21 protein-coding genes, 1 pseudogene and 1 riboswitch are annotated in these 18880 nt (G+C 52.7%); of the genes and pseudogenes, 11 read left to right on the top strand and 11 right to left on the bottom strand.

Annotation, left to right across the window (positions count from 1 at the left end):
• Window positions 1-55 precede the first annotated feature (55 nt).
• The gene (locus RTX30_RS09535) at window positions 56-1966 is read right to left on the bottom strand and encodes an ATP-dependent DNA helicase (protein WP_312689194.1); all 1911 of its coding nucleotides are present in this window, start codon (window positions 1964-1966) and stop codon (window positions 56-58) included.
• Between the two features lie 111 nt (window positions 1967-2077).
• Between RTX30_RS09535 and RTX30_RS09530 the strand changes: the two genes are divergently transcribed.
• Window positions 2078-2422 carry a RidA family protein gene (locus RTX30_RS09530; protein WP_312689192.1) on the top strand — a complete coding sequence of 115 codons (345 nt, stop codon included), beginning with the start codon at window positions 2078-2080 and terminating at the stop codon, window positions 2420-2422.
• On the opposite strand, the gene RTX30_RS09525 is transcribed toward RTX30_RS09530, so the two are convergent.
• Window positions 2423-2605, bottom strand: coding sequence for a YoaH family protein (locus RTX30_RS09525; RefSeq protein WP_312689501.1), 183 nt, complete (start codon window positions 2603-2605; stop codon window positions 2423-2425).
• A gap of 81 nt (window positions 2606-2686) precedes the next feature.
• Here RTX30_RS09525 and pabB point away from each other — a divergent pair, with 81 nt between their 5' ends.
• The 4 genes from pabB to RTX30_RS09505 all read left to right on the top strand — a co-directional run bounded on the left by pabB (window position 2687) and on the right by RTX30_RS09505 (window position 7932).
• On the top strand, window positions 2687-4039 hold the full coding sequence (gene pabB, locus RTX30_RS09520) for an aminodeoxychorismate synthase component 1 (protein ID WP_312689190.1): 1353 nt from the start codon (window positions 2687-2689) through the stop codon (window positions 4037-4039).
• A 3-nt stretch (window positions 4040-4042) separates the two neighbouring features.
• Window positions 4043-4621: a CoA pyrophosphatase gene (locus RTX30_RS09515; protein ID WP_312689188.1), complete on the top strand. Its 579-nt coding sequence runs from the start codon at window positions 4043-4045 to the stop codon at window positions 4619-4621.
• Window positions 4622-4805: 184 nt separating this feature from the next.
• Window positions 4806-6170, top strand: coding sequence for an L-serine ammonia-lyase (sdaA, locus tag RTX30_RS09510; protein ID WP_312689186.1), 1365 nt, complete (start codon window positions 4806-4808; stop codon window positions 6168-6170).
• 166 nt (window positions 6171-6336) lie between these two features.
• Window positions 6337-7932: an EAL domain-containing protein gene (locus tag RTX30_RS09505; RefSeq protein WP_312689184.1), complete on the top strand. Its 1596-nt coding sequence runs from the start codon at window positions 6337-6339 to the stop codon at window positions 7930-7932.
• A 3-nt stretch (window positions 7933-7935) separates the two neighbouring features.
• Here RTX30_RS09505 and yoaE read toward each other — a convergent pair whose 3' ends face one another.
• Window positions 7936-9495, bottom strand: coding sequence for a CNNM family cation transport protein YoaE (yoaE, locus tag RTX30_RS09500; RefSeq protein WP_312689182.1), 1560 nt, complete (start codon window positions 9493-9495; stop codon window positions 7936-7938).
• Complete coding sequence (locus RTX30_RS22370; protein WP_409429812.1) at window positions 9483-9641, bottom strand: protein YoaL; 159 nt, start codon at window positions 9639-9641, stop codon at window positions 9483-9485. The genes yoaE and RTX30_RS22370 overlap by 13 nt, the downstream gene beginning before the upstream one ends.
• A gap of 306 nt (window positions 9642-9947) precedes the next feature.
• Here RTX30_RS22370 and manX point away from each other — a divergent pair, with 306 nt between their 5' ends.
• The 5 genes from manX to mntP all read left to right on the top strand — a co-directional run bounded on the left by manX (window position 9948) and on the right by mntP (window position 14098).
• The gene (manX, locus tag RTX30_RS09495) at window positions 9948-10916 is read left to right on the top strand and encodes a PTS mannose transporter subunit IIAB (protein ID WP_312689180.1); all 969 of its coding nucleotides are present in this window, start codon (window positions 9948-9950) and stop codon (window positions 10914-10916) included.
• A 63-nt stretch (window positions 10917-10979) separates the two neighbouring features.
• Window positions 10980-11780, top strand: coding sequence for a PTS mannose/fructose/sorbose transporter subunit IIC (locus RTX30_RS09490; protein ID WP_312689178.1), 801 nt, complete (start codon window positions 10980-10982; stop codon window positions 11778-11780).
• Between the two features lie 12 nt (window positions 11781-11792).
• Window positions 11793-12641, top strand: a complete 849-nt coding sequence (locus RTX30_RS09485; protein WP_312689177.1) for a PTS mannose transporter subunit IID — start codon at window positions 11793-11795, stop codon at window positions 12639-12641.
• Between the two features lie 56 nt (window positions 12642-12697).
• Window positions 12698-13153: a DUF986 family protein gene (locus RTX30_RS09480; RefSeq protein ID WP_312689176.1), complete on the top strand. Its 456-nt coding sequence runs from the start codon at window positions 12698-12700 to the stop codon at window positions 13151-13153.
• A gap of 197 nt (window positions 13154-13350) precedes the next feature.
• Window positions 13351-13525, top strand: a riboswitch (yybP-ykoY riboswitch).
• Between the two features lie 6 nt (window positions 13526-13531).
• Window positions 13532-14098: a manganese efflux pump MntP gene (mntP, locus tag RTX30_RS09475; RefSeq protein WP_312689175.1), complete on the top strand. Its 567-nt coding sequence runs from the start codon at window positions 13532-13534 to the stop codon at window positions 14096-14098.
• On the opposite strand, the gene rlmA is transcribed toward mntP, so the two are convergent.
• The 6 genes and pseudogenes from rlmA to mgrB all read right to left on the bottom strand — a co-directional run bounded on the left by rlmA (window position 14095) and on the right by mgrB (window position 17450).
• Window positions 14095-14910, bottom strand: a complete 816-nt coding sequence (gene rlmA / locus RTX30_RS09470; RefSeq protein WP_312689173.1) for a 23S rRNA (guanine(745)-N(1))-methyltransferase — start codon at window positions 14908-14910, stop codon at window positions 14095-14097. The two genes, mntP and rlmA, sit on opposite strands and share 4 nt — an antisense overlap.
• 141 nt (window positions 14911-15051) lie before the next feature.
• Complete coding sequence (gene cspE / locus RTX30_RS09465; RefSeq protein WP_001062678.1) at window positions 15052-15261, bottom strand: transcription antiterminator/RNA stability regulator CspE; 210 nt, start codon at window positions 15259-15261, stop codon at window positions 15052-15054.
• 12 nt (window positions 15262-15273) lie between these two features.
• Window positions 15274-15417 (bottom strand): annotated as a pseudogene (locus RTX30_RS09460) (DUF2627 domain-containing protein).
• A gap of 487 nt (window positions 15418-15904) precedes the next feature.
• Entirely contained in the window at window positions 15905-16924 is a 1020-nt protein-coding gene (locus RTX30_RS09455; RefSeq protein ID WP_312689172.1) for an MBL fold metallo-hydrolase, read from the bottom strand.
• Window positions 16925-16941: 17 nt separating this feature from the next.
• Window positions 16942-17232 carry a YebO family protein gene (locus tag RTX30_RS09450; RefSeq protein WP_312689171.1) on the bottom strand — a complete coding sequence of 97 codons (291 nt, stop codon included), beginning with the start codon at window positions 17230-17232 and terminating at the stop codon, window positions 16942-16944.
• A gap of 74 nt (window positions 17233-17306) precedes the next feature.
• Window positions 17307-17450 (bottom strand): PhoP/PhoQ regulator MgrB, encoded by a 144-nt coding sequence (mgrB, locus tag RTX30_RS09445; RefSeq protein ID WP_312689170.1) that lies wholly within the window; start codon window positions 17448-17450, stop codon window positions 17307-17309.
• A 161-nt stretch (window positions 17451-17611) separates the two neighbouring features.
• On the opposite strand from mgrB, the gene RTX30_RS09440 reads away from it, so the two are divergent.
• Complete coding sequence (locus tag RTX30_RS09440) at window positions 17612-17851, top strand: YobH family protein (protein ID WP_312689169.1); 240 nt, start codon at window positions 17612-17614, stop codon at window positions 17849-17851.
• Between the two features lie 39 nt (window positions 17852-17890).
• On the opposite strand, the gene kdgR is transcribed toward RTX30_RS09440, so the two are convergent.
• Window positions 17891-18682, bottom strand: a complete 792-nt coding sequence (kdgR, locus tag RTX30_RS09435; protein ID WP_312689167.1) for a DNA-binding transcriptional regulator KdgR — start codon at window positions 18680-18682, stop codon at window positions 17891-17893.
• Window positions 18683-18880 lie beyond the last annotated feature (198 nt).

The following is an 18880-nucleotide window of genomic DNA, read 5'->3' as shown; positions in this document are numbered from 1 at the left end:
TATAGCAGTCCACTTTCAACAAAATGGCGCGCATCTTACCACAGTCTGCAGCAAATTACTGCGCCGGTGGTGAGGCGAGGAATTGCACCGCGCGACGAATATCCCGTGTGCGGGGCGCGGGCGGTAAGCTGGATAAAAACACCGCCCCGTAAGGACGCATGACCAGACGGTTATCGCAAATGACCAGCACGCCACGATCGTCAATGTCGCGGATCAGACGCCCGACGCCCTGCTTGAGGGTGATCACGGCATCGGGAAGTTGCACTTCATCAAAGGGATCGCCGCCGCGTAAACGGCAGTCTTCCATGCGCGCTTTTAGCAGTGGATCGTCGGGCGAGGTAAAAGGTAGCTTATCAATGATCACCAGGGATAGCGCATCGCCGCGCACATCCACCCCTTCCCAAAAACTGCTGGTGGCGACCAGTAGCGCATTGCCCGCGTTAACAAACTGCTGCAACAGTTGCCCTTTGCTGGTTTCTCCCTGCAACAGTACCGGCAAAGTCATGGTCGCCCGGAACTCCCCGGCAAGATCGCGCATCATGGCGTGGGAGGTGCACAGCATAAAGCAGCGACCGTTGTTAGCTTCAATGATTGGTCGTAGCATCGCCGCCAGTTGGCGCGCCGCGCCGGGTTGGTTGGTTTGCGGCAAATTACGCGGCACGCATAACAGTGCCTGGCGTTGATAATCAAACGGGCTGGGTAGCAGCAGCGACTGCGCATCATCAATACCCAGACGGGCGGTGAAGTGGTGCAGATCGTCATTCACCGACAGCGTCGCCGAGGTGAAGATCCAGGTGCCTTTTTTTTGTGCCATCACTTCGGTGAATTTATCCGCTACTGTCAGCGGTGTCAGGGCCAGCGTGAAGTGGCGGGATGTGCATTCATACCAGTAACTGTAACCCGGCTGATTGATTTCTTTCAGGCGCTTTAAACGGGCACGATAGAGCGTGGCACGCTCAAAGGCAGCGTCCAGTAACGCTGAACGGCCGAGCGACAGTTTCGCCACGTCGTAGCAGAGTTCGAGTGCATCATCGAGCAGCAGCAACGCGCGCTGAATGTTAGCGTCCGCCAGCAGTTCGCGCAGGTTGCCGCGATACCCCGGTTCGCCGAGTTGCAGACGAAAATCTTGTGCGCTTTGTGCCAGCCGATCGGCGCATTTTTGCAGTTGCGCGGTATCGCGCAATTCGGTGCGATAGGCGATGGTGAAATCTTTCGCCAGATCCTGCAACTGTCGACTGGAGAGCGACTGGCCGAAATACTGGCTGGCAATATCCGGAAGCTGGTGGGCTTCGTCAAAAATCATCACTTCGGCTTCCGGGATAAGCTCACCAAAGCCACTCTCTTTCACCACCATATCCGCAAGAAACAGATGGTGGTTAACGACCACCACATCGGCGTCCATCGCTTTTTTGCGCGCTTTCACCACGAAACAATCTTTGTACATCGGGCAATCACTGCCCAGACAGTTGTCATTAGTACTGGTGACCAGCGGCCAGGCCTGTGAATCTTCCGCCACGCTAACGCAGGTACTGATATCACCGTCGGTGGTTTGATTGGACCAGGAGCGCAGCAGGATCACATCGCTCAGCGTTTGCACCGGCAGATCGCCGCCCGCCAGCGCTTGTTGTTCCAGCCGCTCGATGCATAAATAGTTGGAGCGCCCTTTTAATAACGCAGTGCGCCCGGTGAAAGCCAGGGCTTTCGCCACGGTAGGCAGATCGCGACTGTAGAGCTGATCCTGCAGGGCTTTGGAGCCGGTCGAAATAATCACTTTCTTTCCGGCACGTAACGCAGGTGCGAGGTAGGCGTAGGTTTTGCCGGTACCGGTCCCCGCTTCGACCACCAGCGGCCGGGTGTCGTTAATCGCTTCGGTGATGGCGTGCGCCATCTGGCGCTGCGGTTCGCGCGGTTTAAATCCCGGTATCGCCTCGGCAAGCTTGCCGTCTGTTGCAAAATCGTCGGTCACACTACCCCCTGGTTAAATCGCCAGTGATTATGTCAGGGTGAGCGGATTTACGCCAGCCGGGTTTATGTGGCACTCTTGCCAGCCTGTGAAAAGAATCAAAAGGAAATGAGTATGACGATTGTGCGAATCGATGCGGAAGCACGCTGGTCTGATGTGGTCATTCATAATCAGACCCTCTATTACACTGGCGTACCTGAAAATCTGGATGCCGATGCTTATGCGCAAACAGTGAACACACTGGCGCAAATCGACGCAGTGCTGGAGAAACAGGGCAGCGATAAATCACGTATTCTTGACGCCACCCTCTTTCTGGCAGACAGCACTGACTTTGCCGCAATGAATAAAGCCTGGGATGAGTGGGTAGTGGCTGGCCATGCACCCGTGCGTTGCACGGTGCAGGCGACGTTAATGAACCCGCGTTATAAAGTCGAAATCAAAATTATCGCGGCGGTGTAATTACTCGTCTTCTTCATCTTCAAAGCGCGCCACGACCCGCTCGCCGGTATGGGTGGCGCGCAGTTCTTCCGCTACCTGAGCAATGGCCTGTCCGCTACTCATACCGCCTGCCATCAGCTCCTGAATACGCTCGACCGCTTTTTGTTGCTGCTCGTGACTGAGCGAAGGTAAACCTGCAAACATCATTAACTCCTGCTAAATTGTTGGCGCTAATTATTCCATGCGTCTGCGCGATTCGCCAGTCGAAGACGCACATGAGGGCCCATGAAGACGTTATCCCCCGCCGTTATTTCCTTACCGTGGCGTCAGGACGCCGCAGAATACTATTTTGCCCCGCTCAGCCCGCTACCCTGGGCCATGCTGTTACATTCGGGCCATGCCGATCACCCGCATAATCGCTTTGATATTCTGGTAGCCGATCCGCTAAAAACCCTCACTACTTACAGCGAGGCCACCCGCTGCGATGACGGCCGCACACGGTATGACGATCCGCTACAATGGGTACAACACGCGCTTGATGAGTGTGGTCTGCAGGCGCAGCCTGATGCAGATTTGCCGTTTCAGGGCGGCGCGCTTGGGCTCTTTGGCTACGATCTGGGCCGCCGTTTTGAGAAACTTCCCAATCATGCCCTGCGCGATATTGACTTACCCGATATGGCGGTGGGGATTTATGACTGGGCACTGATTGTAGATCACCAGCGCCAGCGCGTGACGCTTCTCAGCCATGGCGATGTACATGCGCGGCTGGCGTGGTTACAAGCGCAATGTGCGCCGCAGCGGGAACCGTTTTGCTTAACATCACCCTGGCGGGCCAATATGAGCCGGGCGCAGTACGGTGAAAAGTTTCGTCAGGTGCAGGCCTGGCTGCACAGCGGTGACTGCTACCAGGTCAATCTTGCCCAACGCTTTCAGGCCCGTTATCACGGCGATGAATGGCTGGCTTTTACCCGGCTGAATCGCGAAAATCGCGCCCCGTTTAGCGCCTTCCTGCGGTTGCCGGAGGGGGCGATCCTCAGCCTGTCGCCGGAACGCTTTATTCGTCTTAATGGGGAACATATCGAGACACGGCCTATTAAAGGTACGCTGCCACGCCTTGCCGATCCGCAGGCGGATGCGCAGCAGGCGCAGAAACTGGCCACGTCGCCCAAAGATCGCGCGGAAAATCTCATGATTGTCGATTTAATGCGCAATGACATAGGTCGGGTAGCCTTACCCGGAACGGTACGCGTACCGGAACTGTTTGTTGTTGAACCGTTTCCGGCGGTGCACCATCTGGTCAGTACCGTGACCGCGACCCTGCCCGCCGGTCGCCGCGCCACGGATTTACTGCGTGCCGCATTTCCTGGCGGTTCCATTACCGGCGCGCCCAAAGTGCGGGCCATGGAGATCATTGACGCTCTGGAGCCGCAGCGGCGTAATGCCTGGTGCGGCAGCATCGGCTATCTCAGCGTTTGCGGCAATATGGACACCAGTATCACCATTCGCACGCTGACCGCCTGCAAGGGGCAAATATACTGCTCTGCTGGGGGCGGCATCGTCGCCGATAGTGAGGAAGAGGCGGAATATCAGGAAACTTTTGATAAGGTTAATCGTATCCTGCGGCAACTGGAGAAATGACGAGTGGAACAACCGGCTTTAACTCTGGACGATTTTTTATCACGCTTTCAGCTTTTGCGCCCGCAACTGAATCCGCCCACCCTCAACGCACGCCAGGCGGCCGTACTGGTGCCGGTGGTGCGCCGCGAGCAGCCTGGTCTGCTGCTCACCCAGCGCTCGCCGTTATTGCGCAAACATGCCGGGCAGGTCGCCTTTCCCGGCGGTGCGGTCGACAGTACCGATGCCTCGCTCATTGCTGCTGCGCTACGCGAAGCGCACGAAGAGGTCGCTATTCCGCCAGACGCGGTGGAAGTAATCGGCGTATTGCCACCGGTGGACAGTGTGACTGGTTTTCAGGTTACCCCTGTTGTTGGGGTGATCCCGCCAGATTTGCCGTGGCGCGCCAGCGAAGATGAAGTGGCGGCCGTGTTTGAAATGCCGCTGGCAGAAGCGCTGCGCTTGGGGCGTTATCACCCGCTGGATGTGCACCGCCACGGCAATGCACATCGGGTATGGTTATCGTGGTATCAGCATTATTTTGTTTGGGGCATGACGGCGGGTATTATCCGCTCACTGGCGTTACAGATCGGCCGCCTGCCATAGACTATACTTTACACAACGCACCTTTTTGACAGATTGCGAGCGACTTCGCTTTATTAGTTTAATCAGGGTTACGCATTAGTTTAATTCATGTGAATAGTTAAGCTGACGGCAACCTTCCCTCTTACACTATGCGCAGTTATTACATCGTTACTGGAAACCCGGTAACCCTGTCAGGAGTGTTAATGTGATTAGTATATTCGACATGTTCAAGGTGGGGATTGGTCCCTCATCTTCCCACACTGTTGGCCCGATGAAGGCCGGTAAGCAGTTCGTCGATGATCTGGTCGAAAAAGGATTGCTGGAAGACACCACGCGTATTGCGGTGGATGTTTACGGCTCACTGTCCCTTACCGGGAAAGGCCACCATACCGATATCGCCATTATTATGGGGCTGGCGGGTAACGAACCGGCCACGGTCGATATTGATTCCATTCCCGGTTTTATTCGCGACGTGCAAACCCGGGGGCGTTTACTGCTGGCGCAGGGCCGCCATGAAGTCGACTTCCCGCAGGATGATGGCATGCGCTTTCACAGCGATAACCTGTCGCTGCATGAAAATGGGATGCGCATCTCCGCCTGGCGCGGCGAGCAGGTGACGTACAGCAAAACCTACTACTCTATCGGCGGCGGCTTTATCGTTGATGAAGAGAATTTCGGTAAATCGACGCTGGATTCGGTCAGCGTGCCCTACCCCTTTAACTCCGCCACGCAAATGCTGGATTACTGCAAAGAAACCGGGCTATCGCTTTCCGGCATGGTGATGCAGAACGAGCTGGCGCTGCACTCGAAAAAAGAGATTGAAGACTATTTTGGTCACGTCTGGGCGACCATGCGCGCCTGCATCGATCGCGGGATGAATACCGAAGGGGTTCTGCCGGGTCCACTGCGTGTGCCGAGACGTGCGTCTGCACTGCGTCGGATGCTGGTAGCGAGCGATAAGCTGTCCAACGATCCGATGAACGTCATCGACTGGGTTAATATGTTCGCGCTTGCCGTGAATGAAGAGAACGCCGCTGGCGGGCGCGTAGTGACAGCACCGACCAATGGCGCCTGTGGCATCGTCCCGGCCGTACTGGCCTATTACGATCACTTTATTGAATCGGTCAGCCCGGATATTTATATCCGTTATTTCCTTGCTGCCGGCGCAATTGGGGCCTTGTACAAGATGAATGCGTCCATTTCCGGTGCTGAAGTCGGCTGCCAGGGCGAAGTCGGCGTAGCCTGCTCTATGGCCGCGGCAGGTCTGGCCGAATTACTGGGTGCCAGCCCGGAGCAGGTGTGCGTTGCCGCAGAGATTGGTATGGAACATAACCTCGGACTGACCTGCGACCCGGTTGCCGGCCAGGTGCAGGTTCCCTGCATTGAGCGTAACGCCATCGCATCGGTGAAGGCGATTAATGCCTCGCGCATGGCAATGCGTCGCACCAGTGCACCGCGTGTGTCACTCGATAAGGTTATCGAAACGATGTATGAAACCGGGAAAGATATGAACGCCAAATACCGCGAAACATCCCGCGGCGGACTGGCGATCAAAGTGCAGTGCGATTAACCACTGGCTTGCCCAACGCCGTTCAGTCGAACGGCGTTTTTTATTGCCTCAGGGCCGACGATTCCACTCTATATCTCCGCTATTCTCGTCGGTTATTGATTTCCCCACTACACTTTGTCTGTTCTGGCAAGGAACTTACGCCAGCGTTTCGACAGGCGATCATGGCATGCAAACAGCGCAAAGGATCATCCAGGGCTATCGACGAAAACGCGCCATTTTCTGCGTGGTCATTGCCTTTGTCGCGTTGATAGCCACCCTCTCGTTTCGCTTTATTTCGGAGCGCAACGCAAACCAGCAGCAGATGCTTGCGTTTACCCAGCACGCTGTACAATCCCTTGAGAAATTACTGCAACCGCTTACGACCACCGCTGAACAGTTGGTCACGCTGGCGGGTACGTCCTGTGCAGATGCCCACCCCAAACTGCGTAAAGAGGCGGCCAGCCTGCAAACGGTGCGCGCCATCGCGCTGGTTAAGGAAGGCATTCTTTATTGTTCCAGTATTTTTGGTTACCGCAGTATTCCGGTGCATCAGCTTCAGCCCGATCTTCCCCACGATAAGCCAGTGATGATGTTAACGACCGACCGGTCGTTACTAAAAGGCACACCGTTAATGATTATCTGGTATCCGGTCAGCAACGACGGGCAAAGCGGAGTGATGGAAGCGGTTAATATCGGTCTGCTGAGCAGCCTGATGTTTGAACCGCAGGCACCACTCATCACGCGGGTCATTTTGCGCGTTGGCGAGCGGTATCTGGTGCCGGATGTTGGCGTGACAGTCGCCTTGCCGTCACAGCAGGATGAGAAAACCTATCAGCAATCGTCTGCAATATTTCCGTTTGCCGTTAACATTAGTGGCCCTGGCGCGAGTGAGCTGGCGCTCCGGCAACTGCCTACGCAATTGCCACTGGCGATAATGATCGGCTTATTGACCGGGTTTATTGCCTGGTTCGCAACAGCCAGCCGCATGAGCTTTTCTTGGGAAATCAATCTCGGGCTTGCTGCCCATGAGTTCGAACTGTTTTGCCAGCCGCTGGTCAATGCCAGAACCCTGCAGTGTACCGGTGTGGAGATCCTGTTACGCTGGCATAACCCGCGCCAGGGATGGATTTCTCCGGAAGTGTTTATCCCCATTGCCGAAGATCATCATCTTATCGCCCCTCTTACCCGCTACGTCATTATTGAAACACAGCGGCAACTGGTGCTGTTCCCGGACAGCCCGAATTTTCACATCGGTATTAACGTGGCGCCGAGCCATTTGCGTCATGGCGAACTGCTCAAAGATTTGAATCAGCTGTGGTATAGCAAAAGCCCACACCAGCAACTGGTCATTGAGCTAACCGAGCGTGATGCCCTGCAGGATGTGGACTCACGTATGGTGCGCGAATTGCACCGAAAAGGGACGAAAATTGCGATTGATGATTTTGGTACGGGCAACAGTTCCCTCGCGTGGCTGGAGAAGCTGAACCCCGACGTGCTCAAAATTGATAAATCCTATACTGCAGCGATTGGTACAGATGCGGTGAATTCGACCGTGACCGATATGATTATCGCCCTTGGGCAACGTCTGCACATCGAACTGGTGGCGGAAGGCGTGGAACAACCGCAGCAGGCGCAGTATTTGCGCCAGCAGGAAGTCCATCATTTACAGGGCTTTTTATTTGCGAAACCGATGCCGATAGGCGATTTCCCGACGTGGCTGGCGGGGAATAACACCCCGCCAGCGCAGCCTAACGGCCAGATCGTGCCGCTCATGCCAGGGTAAGGATTACTCTTCTTCGTCGTGGATTGGCCGCTCTTTAACAACACGCACCAAATCAACACGGTAGTCGTTGGCTTCAAGCACGGTGATATGCAGCGGCGCCATCTCCAGCGTCTCGCCCGGCTGAGGGATCTGCCCTTTGGCGGAGATCACCAGGCCGGCTACGGTGGCAATATCTTCGACGTCATTCACCAAATTATCCAGACCCAGCGTGTGTTGCAGCGCATGCAGATCGGTCGTGCCTTTTACCAGCCAGCCATCGCCATCGGCCACGATTTCCGGGGTTTCATCGGCATCCGGGAACTCACCGGCGATGGCTTCCAGCACATCCAGCGGCGTAACCAGCCCCTGCACCATACCGAATTCGTTCGTAACAATGACGAAGCTCCCACGGGCGCGGCGCAGTACCGCCAGCAATTTAATCGGATCCAGCGTTTCCGGTACTACGATTGCCGGGGTCGCGGCGGCGATGGCGGCGACATCGCCACCCTCTTCCAGCGCAACCAGGATCTCCTTCGCCCGCACAATGCCAATCACTTCATCTAACTCACCACGGCACACCGGGAAAAGACTGTGCGGCGACGAAAGCAGTTGCTGGCGAATTTGATCAACGCTCAGGTTCGCATCCACCCAGCTAATCTCACCGCGCGGGGTCATAATGCTGCGCAGCGAGCGGGAGGCCAGCGTCAGTACGCCGTTAATCATATACCGCTCTTCTTCGGCGAAGGCACCTTCCGGTACCGGTACCGGCGCCTGGCTGTCGGCTTCATTTTGCGGATTAGCCTGGCGACGACCGCCCATTAAACGCAGAATGGCATCGGCGGTACGGGCTCGCAGAGGCAGACGCGACTGGTTGCGAATGAAGTTGCGGCGGGCAACCTGGTTAAAGAACTCAATCACAATGGAGAAACCGATAGCAGCGTACAGATAGCCTTTCGGAATATGGAAGCCAAACCCTTCTGCGACCAGACTCAGGCCAATCATCAGCAGGAAGCTCAAACAGAGCACAACTACCGTCGGATGCTGATTGACGAAGCGCGTTAACGGTTTGGAGGCCAGCAACATCACCGCCATCGCAATGACGACGGCGGCCATCATCACCGGGAGGTGGTTTACCATACCGACAGCGGTGATCACCGCATCGAGCGAAAACACGGCGTCAAGAATAACGATTTGCACCACCACGACCCAGAAGCTGGCGTAGCCTTTGCCCTGGCCGCTGTCATGATCGCGGTTTTCCAGCCGTTCATGCAGTTCTGTTGTCGCTTTAAACAGCAGGAACACACCACCGAACAGCATGATCAAATCGCGGCCGGAGAAAGTGAAATCCCACATGGAAAACAGCGGCTTTGTGAGCGTCACCATCCATGAGATAAGCGATAACAGCCCCAGCCGCATCACCAGCGCCAGCGACAGGCCAATCAGGCGTGCTTTATCACGCTGTTTGGGCGGTAGTTTGTCGGCAAGGATGGCGATAAAAACCAGGTTATCAATACCAAGAACGATTTCCAGTACTACCAGTGTCAACAATCCCGCCCAGATAGAGGGATCCATCAGGAATTCCATACAAAGCTCCTGCTTAAGGAATAGCGAAACGGCGTGCGGTTAAGCACGGGCGTGATGACATCAAACGTATTTGGAAAGTGGCGGAAAACGCCGGATTGCGCGGCACAGAAAGGCCTGAAGGTGAACTGACGTCGGTGACGGTCCATACTGTGGGCTTATGCCCTATACTCCTGACTTATTAAACGGAGGATAAACATATCAGAGGGACTTTACATTTTGCAAAGATTTACCAGACTTTGCAGTTTGTGTGGATATTTTGCGCTTCGAAATTTCACAGAAAGTAAACCTAAATTGAGGATCTTCATCACATAAATTATTTTTTCGCTCTCTAAAATAATTCACGGAAGTCATAGGTGTACTCGTTAACCCTTATCTGAATCGATTCCGTCTACGGGACAGGTTCTCAATACATCCAGCACGATGTGTTTACGACAAGAAGAAGGAGGTAGCAAGTGACCATTGCTATTGTATTAGGCACACATGGTTGGGCTGCGGAACAGCTGCTCAAAACCGCCGAGATGCTGCTGGGCGAGCAGGAAAACGTCGGTTGGATTGATTTCGTTCCCGGAGAAAATGCGGAAACGTTAATCGAAAAATACAACGCACAGCTGGCAAAACTGGAAACCAGCAAAGGCGTGCTATTTCTCGTTGATACATGGGGTGGCAGCCCGTTTAACGCCGCCAGCCGCATTGTCGTCGATAAAGAGCATTACGAGGTGATTGCCGGCGTTAATATCCCGATGCTGGTGGAAACACTGATGGCCAGGGATGACAACCCAACCTTCGATGAACTGGTTGCACTGGCGGTGGAAACAGGCCGTGAAGGTGTGAAAGCCCTGAAAGCACAACCCGTGGAAAAACCGGCTCCCGCCCCGGCACCTGCTGCGGCAAAACCCGCGACACCCGCCAAACCTATGGGGCCAAAAGATTATATGGTTATTGGCCTTGCACGTATCGACGATCGCCTGATCCACGGCCAGGTGGCGACCCGCTGGACCAAAGAGACGAACGTGACCCGCATTATTGTGGTGAGCGATGAAGTGGCAGCAGACAACGTGCGTAAAACCTTATTGACCCAGGTTGCCCCTCCAGGCGTAACCGCGCATGTGGTTGATGTGGCGAAAATGGTCCGTGTCTACAACAACCCGAAATATGCGGGTGAGCGCGTAATGTTGTTGTTCACCAATCCCACCGATGTGCTGCGTATTGTTGAAGACGGGGTAAAACTGACCTCCGTTAACATCGGTGGCATGGCCTACCGGCAGGGTAAAACCCAGGTGAACAATGCCGTTTCGGTGGACGAGAAAGATATCGCCGCATTCAAGCAACTTAACGAACGCGGTATTGAGCTTGAAGTCCGTAAAGTTTCAAACGATCCGAAACTGAAAATGATGGATTTGATCAGCAAAGTGGCGAAATAACCGCGACGACCTGATTGACTCATTTTTCACACTTACGTCTGATTTAGCTATAGGAGAAGTACAATGGAGATTACCACTCTTCAGATTGTGCTGGTGTTTGTCGTCGCTTGTATTGCCGGTATGGAGTCGATACTTGACGAGTTCCAGTTCCACCGTCCGTTGGTGGCATGTACGCTGGTGGGTATCGTTCTGGGTGATATGAAAACCGGTATCATCATCGGCGGTACTCTGGAAATGATCGCGCTGGGCTGGATGAACATCGGTGCGGCCGTTGCTCCGGATGCCGCACTGGCGTCTATTATCTCGACAATCCTGGTTATAGGCGGCCATCAGAGCATTGGCGCGGGTATCGCCCTTGCTATTCCACTGGCGGCGGCAGGCCAGGTACTGACCATTATCGTACGTACCATCACCGTCGGCTTTCAGCATGCGGCGGACAAGGCAGCGGAAAGCGGTAACCTGACCGCGCTGTCATGGATCCACGTTTCTTCTCTGTTCCTGCAAGCCATGCGTATTGCCATTCCGGCGGTGATTGTGGCTATCTCTGTCGGCACCAGCGAAGTACAGAGCATGCTGAACGCCATTCCGGAAGTGGTTACCAGCGGTCTGAATATCGCGGGCGGCATGATTGTGGTTGTCGGGTATGCAATGGTCATCAATATGATGCGTGCAGGTTACCTGATGCCGTTCTTCTACCTCGGCTTTGTAACCGCTGCCTTCACCAACTTTAACCTCGTCTCGCTGGGTGTTATCGGTGCGGTGATGGCCATCCTCTATATTCAGCTTAGCCCGAAATATAACCGCTCTGCTGGTGGCTCAGCTCCGGCGGCTACCTCTAACGATCTCGACAACGAACTGGATTAACAGGTGAGCGACATGGTTGATATGACTAAAACGACTGAGAAAAAACTCACTCCAGGCGATATTCGCGGTGTGTTCCTCCGTTCTAACCTGTTCCAGGGTTCATGGAACTTTGAACGTATGCAGGCGCTTGGCTTTTGTTTCTCTATGGTACCGGCGATAAAACGTCTTTATCCGGAGAACAACGAAGCGCGTCGGCAGGCAATCAAACGCCACCTGGAATTCTTTAACACCCATCCTTATGTTGCCGCACCGGTACTGGGCGTGACTCTGGCGATGGAAGAACAACGCGCTAACGGCGCAGAGATCGATGACGGTGCGATTAACGGCATCAAAGTGGGTCTGATGGGGCCGCTCGCCGGGGTGGGCGATCCGATTTTTTGGGGGACTGTACGCCCGGTGTTTGCAGCACTGGGCGCCGGGATCGCCATGAGCGGTAGCCTGCTTGGGCCGCTGCTGTTCTTCTTCCTGTTTAACATTGTTCGCCTGGCCACACGCTATTACGGCGTGGCATACGGTTACCGTAAAGGTATCGACATTGTTAAAGATATGGGCGGCGGTTTCCTACAGAAACTAACAGAGGGAGCCTCTATCCTCGGCTTGTTTGTCATGGGGGCGCTGGTCAATAAGTGGACGCATGTGAACATTCCGCTGGTCGTGTCGGAGATCACTGACCAGACCGGTAAAACCACTGTTACGACGGTCCAAACCATCCTTGACCAGTTAATGCCGGGCCTGGTGCCGCTGCTGCTGACCTTTGCCTGTATGTGGCTGCTGCGTAAGAAAGTTAACCCGCTGTGGATCATCGTTGGCTTCTTTGTCATTGGCATCGTGGGCTACGCCATCGGCCTGCTGGGTCTGTAATTTCTGCTGTTGTGACCGGGGGCTTTGTTGCCCCCTTTTTATTTACCGGAGGAAGAATGACGATGACGGACGTCGTGTTGCTGCTGACTGTTGCCGCCCTGCTGGCTTTTGCTTTGTATGATGAGTTTATTATGCCCCGCCGCAATGGCGAAACGCTGTTGAGTGTGCCCCTGTTACGCAGAAGCCGCACCGATGGTGCGATCTTTGTCGGTCTGCTGGTCATCCTCATTTATAACAATGCGGTCAACGCCGGTCCGACATTAAGTCTGTGGTTATTATTTGCGCTGGTACTGCTCGGAATTTATCTTTTCTGGATCCGCGCCCCGAAAATCATCTTTAAAAAGCAGGGTTTTTTCTTTGGTAACGTATGGATCGAATATAACCGCATTAAAGAGATGAATTTATCCGAAGATGGTGTGCTGGTTATGCAATTAGAACAACGGCGATTACTGGTACGTGTACGGAATATCGACGATCTTGAAAGAATATATAAAATTCTTGTTAAAAATTAACAAGTTACAACTTAGCCTTGTCTATATTTTCGTGTAAAAAATAAACGAATTTATAGCCTTTGCTATATTGCAGACTAAAAGTACTTATATTTATTAACGTTATTTTCACGCATAAATCTTAATGCTAATCGTTATCAACTGGTAAACGGGATTATATTTTTCTGTTGTTGTTTTATATTCTCAAAATATGTTAATGTGCGTCCGTCGTTGGGGAGTAGCCGATTTCCACCACCCGGAAATGTACGTGTCAACATACTCGTTGCAAAACGTGGCGCGTACGGACTGAATCTGATCAGTCAGGCGAGACCATTGACACACCGACTGCTGTTTACTGGGGGCAGTGGTGTGTTATATGGAACTCCCGGTCAGGACGCTCTTATGAACTTATCCGCCACCCTACTTCTCGCTTTTGGCATGTCTATGGATGCTTTTGCCGCATCTATCGGCAAGGGAGCAACCCTACATAAACCCAAATTCAGCGAAGCCCTGCGTACCGGCCTCATCTTTGGTGTGATTGAAACGCTGACGCCATTGATTGGCTGGAGCCTGGGCATGCTAACGACACAGTTTGTCCTTGAGTGGAACCACTGGGTCGCATTTGTATTATTAGTGTTCCTCGGCGGGCGAATGATCGTGGAAGGGCTGCGTGGCAATGAAGAAGATTGCTGCGAAACTCCAACCCGCCACGGTTTCTGGTTATTAGTCACCACCGCCATTGCCACAAGCCTGGACGCAATGGCGGTTGGCGTTGGGCTCGCCTTCCTGCAGGTCAATATTCTCATGACTGCGCTGGCCATCGGCTGCACCACGCTGATAATGTCGACACTGGGCATGATGGTTGGCCGTTTTATCGGCCCGCTGCTTGGCAAGCGCGCCGAAATCCTTGGGGGAATTGTGCTGATTGGCATCGGCACGGAGATCCTGTGGAGCCACTTTGCCGGTTAGTCTGCCCGCCTTAAGCAGTGAATGCTAAAATCCGTCTGGCAGTGAAAACGTTCGCTTGCCGCTAATTTTTCCCATACTTCGGGTTTCGCGCGCCACGCAAAGGGCGTCATCTGCAATAACGCGACCGCTTCTGGTCCCGTTAATATCATTTCATACGCCATGGATTGCTGCTCAGTCACGGTAAAACCGTCGATTTCGCCCGAATTCTCAGCATGCAACTGAACGTCATCATAAATAAGCCCCTTAAGTTCCAATAAATGCCGCGGACCTGGTGCGGCTGTTATCACCACACCGCCAGGTTTAATCACCCGAGCCAGTTCCTGCGCTTTGCAGGGCGCGTAGATACGCACCACCGCATCAAAGCTGTTATCGTCGAACGGCAGGCGGTGGCTGGAAGCGACACAAAACATGACCTGCGGATAGCGTTTCGCTGCGGCACGTATGGCAGCTTTCGACACATCAAGACCAAAGGTCTGCGCGCCTGGCTCTTGGGCAATTTGCGCAAATGCTTGCGTGTAGTACCCTTCCCCGCAGCCAATGTCGAGAACAGCCTCTGCGCCCGTGGTTATCGTTTTGCTCAACAGCTTGCCAATAGCCTCTTGCAACGGTTGATAGTGCCCGGCATCAAGAAAAGCACGCCGTGCCTGCATCATCTCCGCACTGTCGCCCGGATCGCGGGAACGTTTATGCTGCACCGGCAACAGATTCACGTAACCCTCTTTCGCAATATCAAACTGATGACCTGAAAGACAACCAAACGATTTGTCGCTACGACTGAGGGGCATGTGGCAGAGCGGGCAACTGAAAGGCATACAAACTCCGGGGGGGATTTCTAAAAGGCGGAAGTGTACCGCTATTTGCTATATCGGGGAAAGTAAAAAGCCCCGCACGATGGCGAGGCTTTATGCTGACATTGATGCGCACAAGGCGCTTCAAGCTCAGAGGTGTCGAAATCAGATAGCAGTTACGTTAACTGCAGCCGGACCTTTCTGACCGTCCTGAATTTCAAACTCAACGTTCTGACCTTCGGCCAGAGTTTTGAAACCATTACCCTGGATTGCAGAGAAGTGTACGAACACATCTTTGCTGCCGTCAGCAGGAGTAATGAAACCAAAACCTTTAGACTCGTTGAACCACTTAACTTGACCTTTAATCTTTGCCATTTGCAAAATTCCTTAATGTATATACTTCGCCCGCAGGCATTTTGACTGAGAAAACTGAGACATTACTGCTTGAGGCACTAATATAAGGTTCGGCAGAGAAGCTGTATTCAACGAAACGTGTTTACTCAGGACTTCTTTACTGAAAATGCCACACATAAACAGAACTGTACCTCGTTTGACCCAAAACGTGTTATCACACAATACGTAATTTAAGGCAAGCCATTTTTAAACATGTCTCGATCCGTCGCACAAATCCTGTGGTTATTAACGTTACCGATGCACTTTTATGCAAAAAAATGAACGTTATAGCAGACGATTTGAAGCGAGGAATCTGCAGCATATTCCGGCTATTTTTTACCATAGCTCAATAAGTTCTATTAGTCCACGCAGCGGCATAAAAAGCGAGACATATAGCGTATATCGTTAGAACTTTTATCGCATAGTTATGCCCTTCCACTCACCCAGGAAGATTCTTAAACAATATTGATCAGAGGGTAAACTATCCCATGGGTTTACTACTGCATAGTTGTTGTGCAAATAAGCTTATGCCTGCACCAAAATAATGAAATTATGATGACAATGCCTCATAAATAAGCAATGAAAACGTTTCGACAAAAATAAAACAATGTCATTTTATAATGGCTCACATTTTTTTAAGCGAAGCTTCAGAATTAGCCAGAGGTAAATACTGACCAATTTTCAGGATCCTGAAGTTATCATTTATCCCTGCCGTTTCGCTTAATAAAGTCTGCAACTCTTTAACCGGTTGATCGAGCGATTCATCCGCCAGTTCAAATACACCCCAGTGGACAGGAAATGCCAGCGGCATACCCAGTTGTTGCCAGAGCGACACAGCGCTTTGAGGATCCATATGGTTATTTGACATAAACCAGCGCGGCGCGTAAGCCCCTGCTGGTAAAGCTACCGCATCGAGCGGCCCCAGGCGTTGCGGGATCTGCAGTAACTCTGGAGTATATCCCGTATCCCCTGGAAACCAGAACTGCAGTGAATCAGAGGCGATGACCCAGCCGCACCATAAAGAGCGATTGCGATCCCAAAAGGTGCGCATGCTCCAGTGCTGTGCAGGGACGGCGGTAAAGGACAAATCCTCAAACAGAGATTCCTGCCACCAGTCCAGTTCAGAAATATTCCTTGCTCCCAACCGACGCACCCACTGCCCTAACCCTAAAGGGACAAAGAAGTGGACATCCGGAAAACGTCGCAGCAGCAATCGTAGCGTGCTCTTATCCAGGTGATCGTAGTGATTATGAGAGATGAGAATGGCATCAAGCCGTGGGATATCGGCTGTCGTCAGCGCTAGTGGGGTACGCCGCCGCGGACCAGCAAAACGAACGGGAGAAGCCCGACGGGAAAATACCGGGTCAGTCAGCAGAAAACGCCCCTGCAGACGTAACAGAAGAGTGGCATGCCCCAACCACCATACACCATCTTCTTCATGCTGATTGATAACCGCTCTTTGCCACCACTGCTCGATAAAAAGCGGGTAACCACCCGCGGGAGGCGTGGGCAACCCGGCGGCTTTGCGCTCGTCGCGCCAGCGTTTTACGTCGCCAGGCTGGTGGGCGACGGATGCCGTGTTGGTGAATCCTTCGGGGGTATGGTGCGGGAGAGCAGGATTGTACCAGGGGTTTTTCCAGACCATCTTGCCCTCCTGCCCTGTTAGCGTTCAGCCACCAGACGGATGAAATCCTCATCATCGTCTCTGGCCTGCGCTTTGACCGGTTCAGGCGTCTCTTCTTTTTCCGGCTCATTAGATTCACACAGGCGACGCAGCAGCGCTGTTTGCCTTTTTTGCTGGTCTAACAAGGCCTCGAGCAATTCTATCTGTTCGTTCGAACGTGAACTGGCGCGATTAATAAAGAACCACAACACCAGCCCGACCACCAAAACCACCAAAGAAACCACAAGGGATGCAAAATTAAGTGCACCCGAATTCATTACTTCGTTCATTTCACCACCTCAATGTAGACGCGGCATTTTACCACTGGCGTCAAGGAAGGAAATCTCTCACTGAAAAAATGCCATTACCAGGGGATGAATTTGTTGATGACGCAGATGCCGCTGAAGAATTGTACATCCTGATCGCACATCACATTAATCATTTGAGTCCAGAGTAGCAGGCAGACTACCAGTACGGCAGCCAGTATCAGCCATCTATATTTTCTCACTCCACTCTCCGCAACATTGCAAGGTGTCACCAGGTTAACATGGCTTCCCTAAACCGCGACTAACTGTAGCTCCTTTCGAATTTTTTAGGAATGCTCGACTTGTTTCATAAGGTAAAGTCAGTAGCCTGAGAATCGATTTTTTCATTTTGCAAGGAGCTAACATGCGAACAGTGATTCGGGGTGTGATCATCGTTGCGCTGGCGTGGATTGGGCTTTTGTTGAGCGGATATGGCGTCCTAATCGGCAGCCATGAGAACGCGGCAGGCCTGGGTTTACAGTGTAAGTATCTGACAGCGAGAGGGACCAGTACCGCACAATATGTTCATTCCAACAACGGCTTCTTTGGTCTGTCGAATTGCCCGCTACTGCGAAAAAGCGAAACCGTGATTGATAACGGTTAACAAAAAAACTAAAAAGCCGCCCTGAGGCGGCTTTTATTTTCAGAACGGATAGTCGTTATATCCCATCTGCTCAGAAATTTTACGTGCCGCCTGGTGCAGCATTTCTACGTATTCGTGCAAACGCTCTTCAGAGAAACGCAGCGTCGGGAAAGAGATACTCAGCCCGGCAATGACGACGCCAAAGCGGTCGAAAACCGGTACGCCAATGCAGCGTAAGCCCTCTTCCTGCTCTTCATTGTCTTCACCATAACCTTGCTGACGCACAATATCCAGCATCGGCAGCAAATCTTCCGTACTGGTAATGGTACGCTCAGTACTGCGTTTGTATTCCACGCCTTCGAGAATTTGCACCACTTCTTCCTGGTCGCGCCAGGCCAGCAACACTTTGCCAATTGCGGTACTGTACAGCGGGTTGCGACGGCCAATACGCGAGTACATGCGCAGGTTGTACATTGAGTCGATTTTGTGGATGTAGACAATGCTGTCTTCATCCAGCGCGCCCAGGTGAATCGTCTCTTTGGTCAGACGAGAGAGTTCACGCATCTGGATATCCGCACTGCGGATCAAATCCACGTTTTGCAATGCGCGCGCACCCAGTTCAAACAGCTTCAGCGTCAGGGAATATTTTTCTGACTCCCCTTCCTGCGCCACATAGCCCAGAGACTTCATGGTTTGCAAAAAGCGATAAACGGTGCTTTTTGACATCATGACACGCTGCGAAAGCTCGGTAATGCCGATTTCACGCTCTTCGCCGAGCGCCTGCAGAATGCCAAATACCTTCAATACTGAAGAGACAGAATCTGGCTGTTTATCCAAATCTGCGATTGCCATTAATCACCTCACCGCCTGTGTTTTATAAAATTCAGAATCCGATTTTATTATAAATTCGCCCATTTGTCGCCGCAATGCGCGTATACCCACTTCATTACAAATCTGCGACATAAAGCCGGAAAGCCATTGTCAGGATGACCAGATAATAACCTTATGAGCATACCCCTAAATTAAACAGGGTTAAATCTTCCTGACGAA

Source organism: Kosakonia sp. (assembly GCF_032052965.1).
Taxonomy (GTDB): domain Bacteria; phylum Pseudomonadota; class Gammaproteobacteria; order Enterobacterales; family Enterobacteriaceae; genus Kosakonia.
Note: the sequence above shows the minus strand (reverse complement) of the source record. Positions and strands in the feature narration are given on the sequence as shown.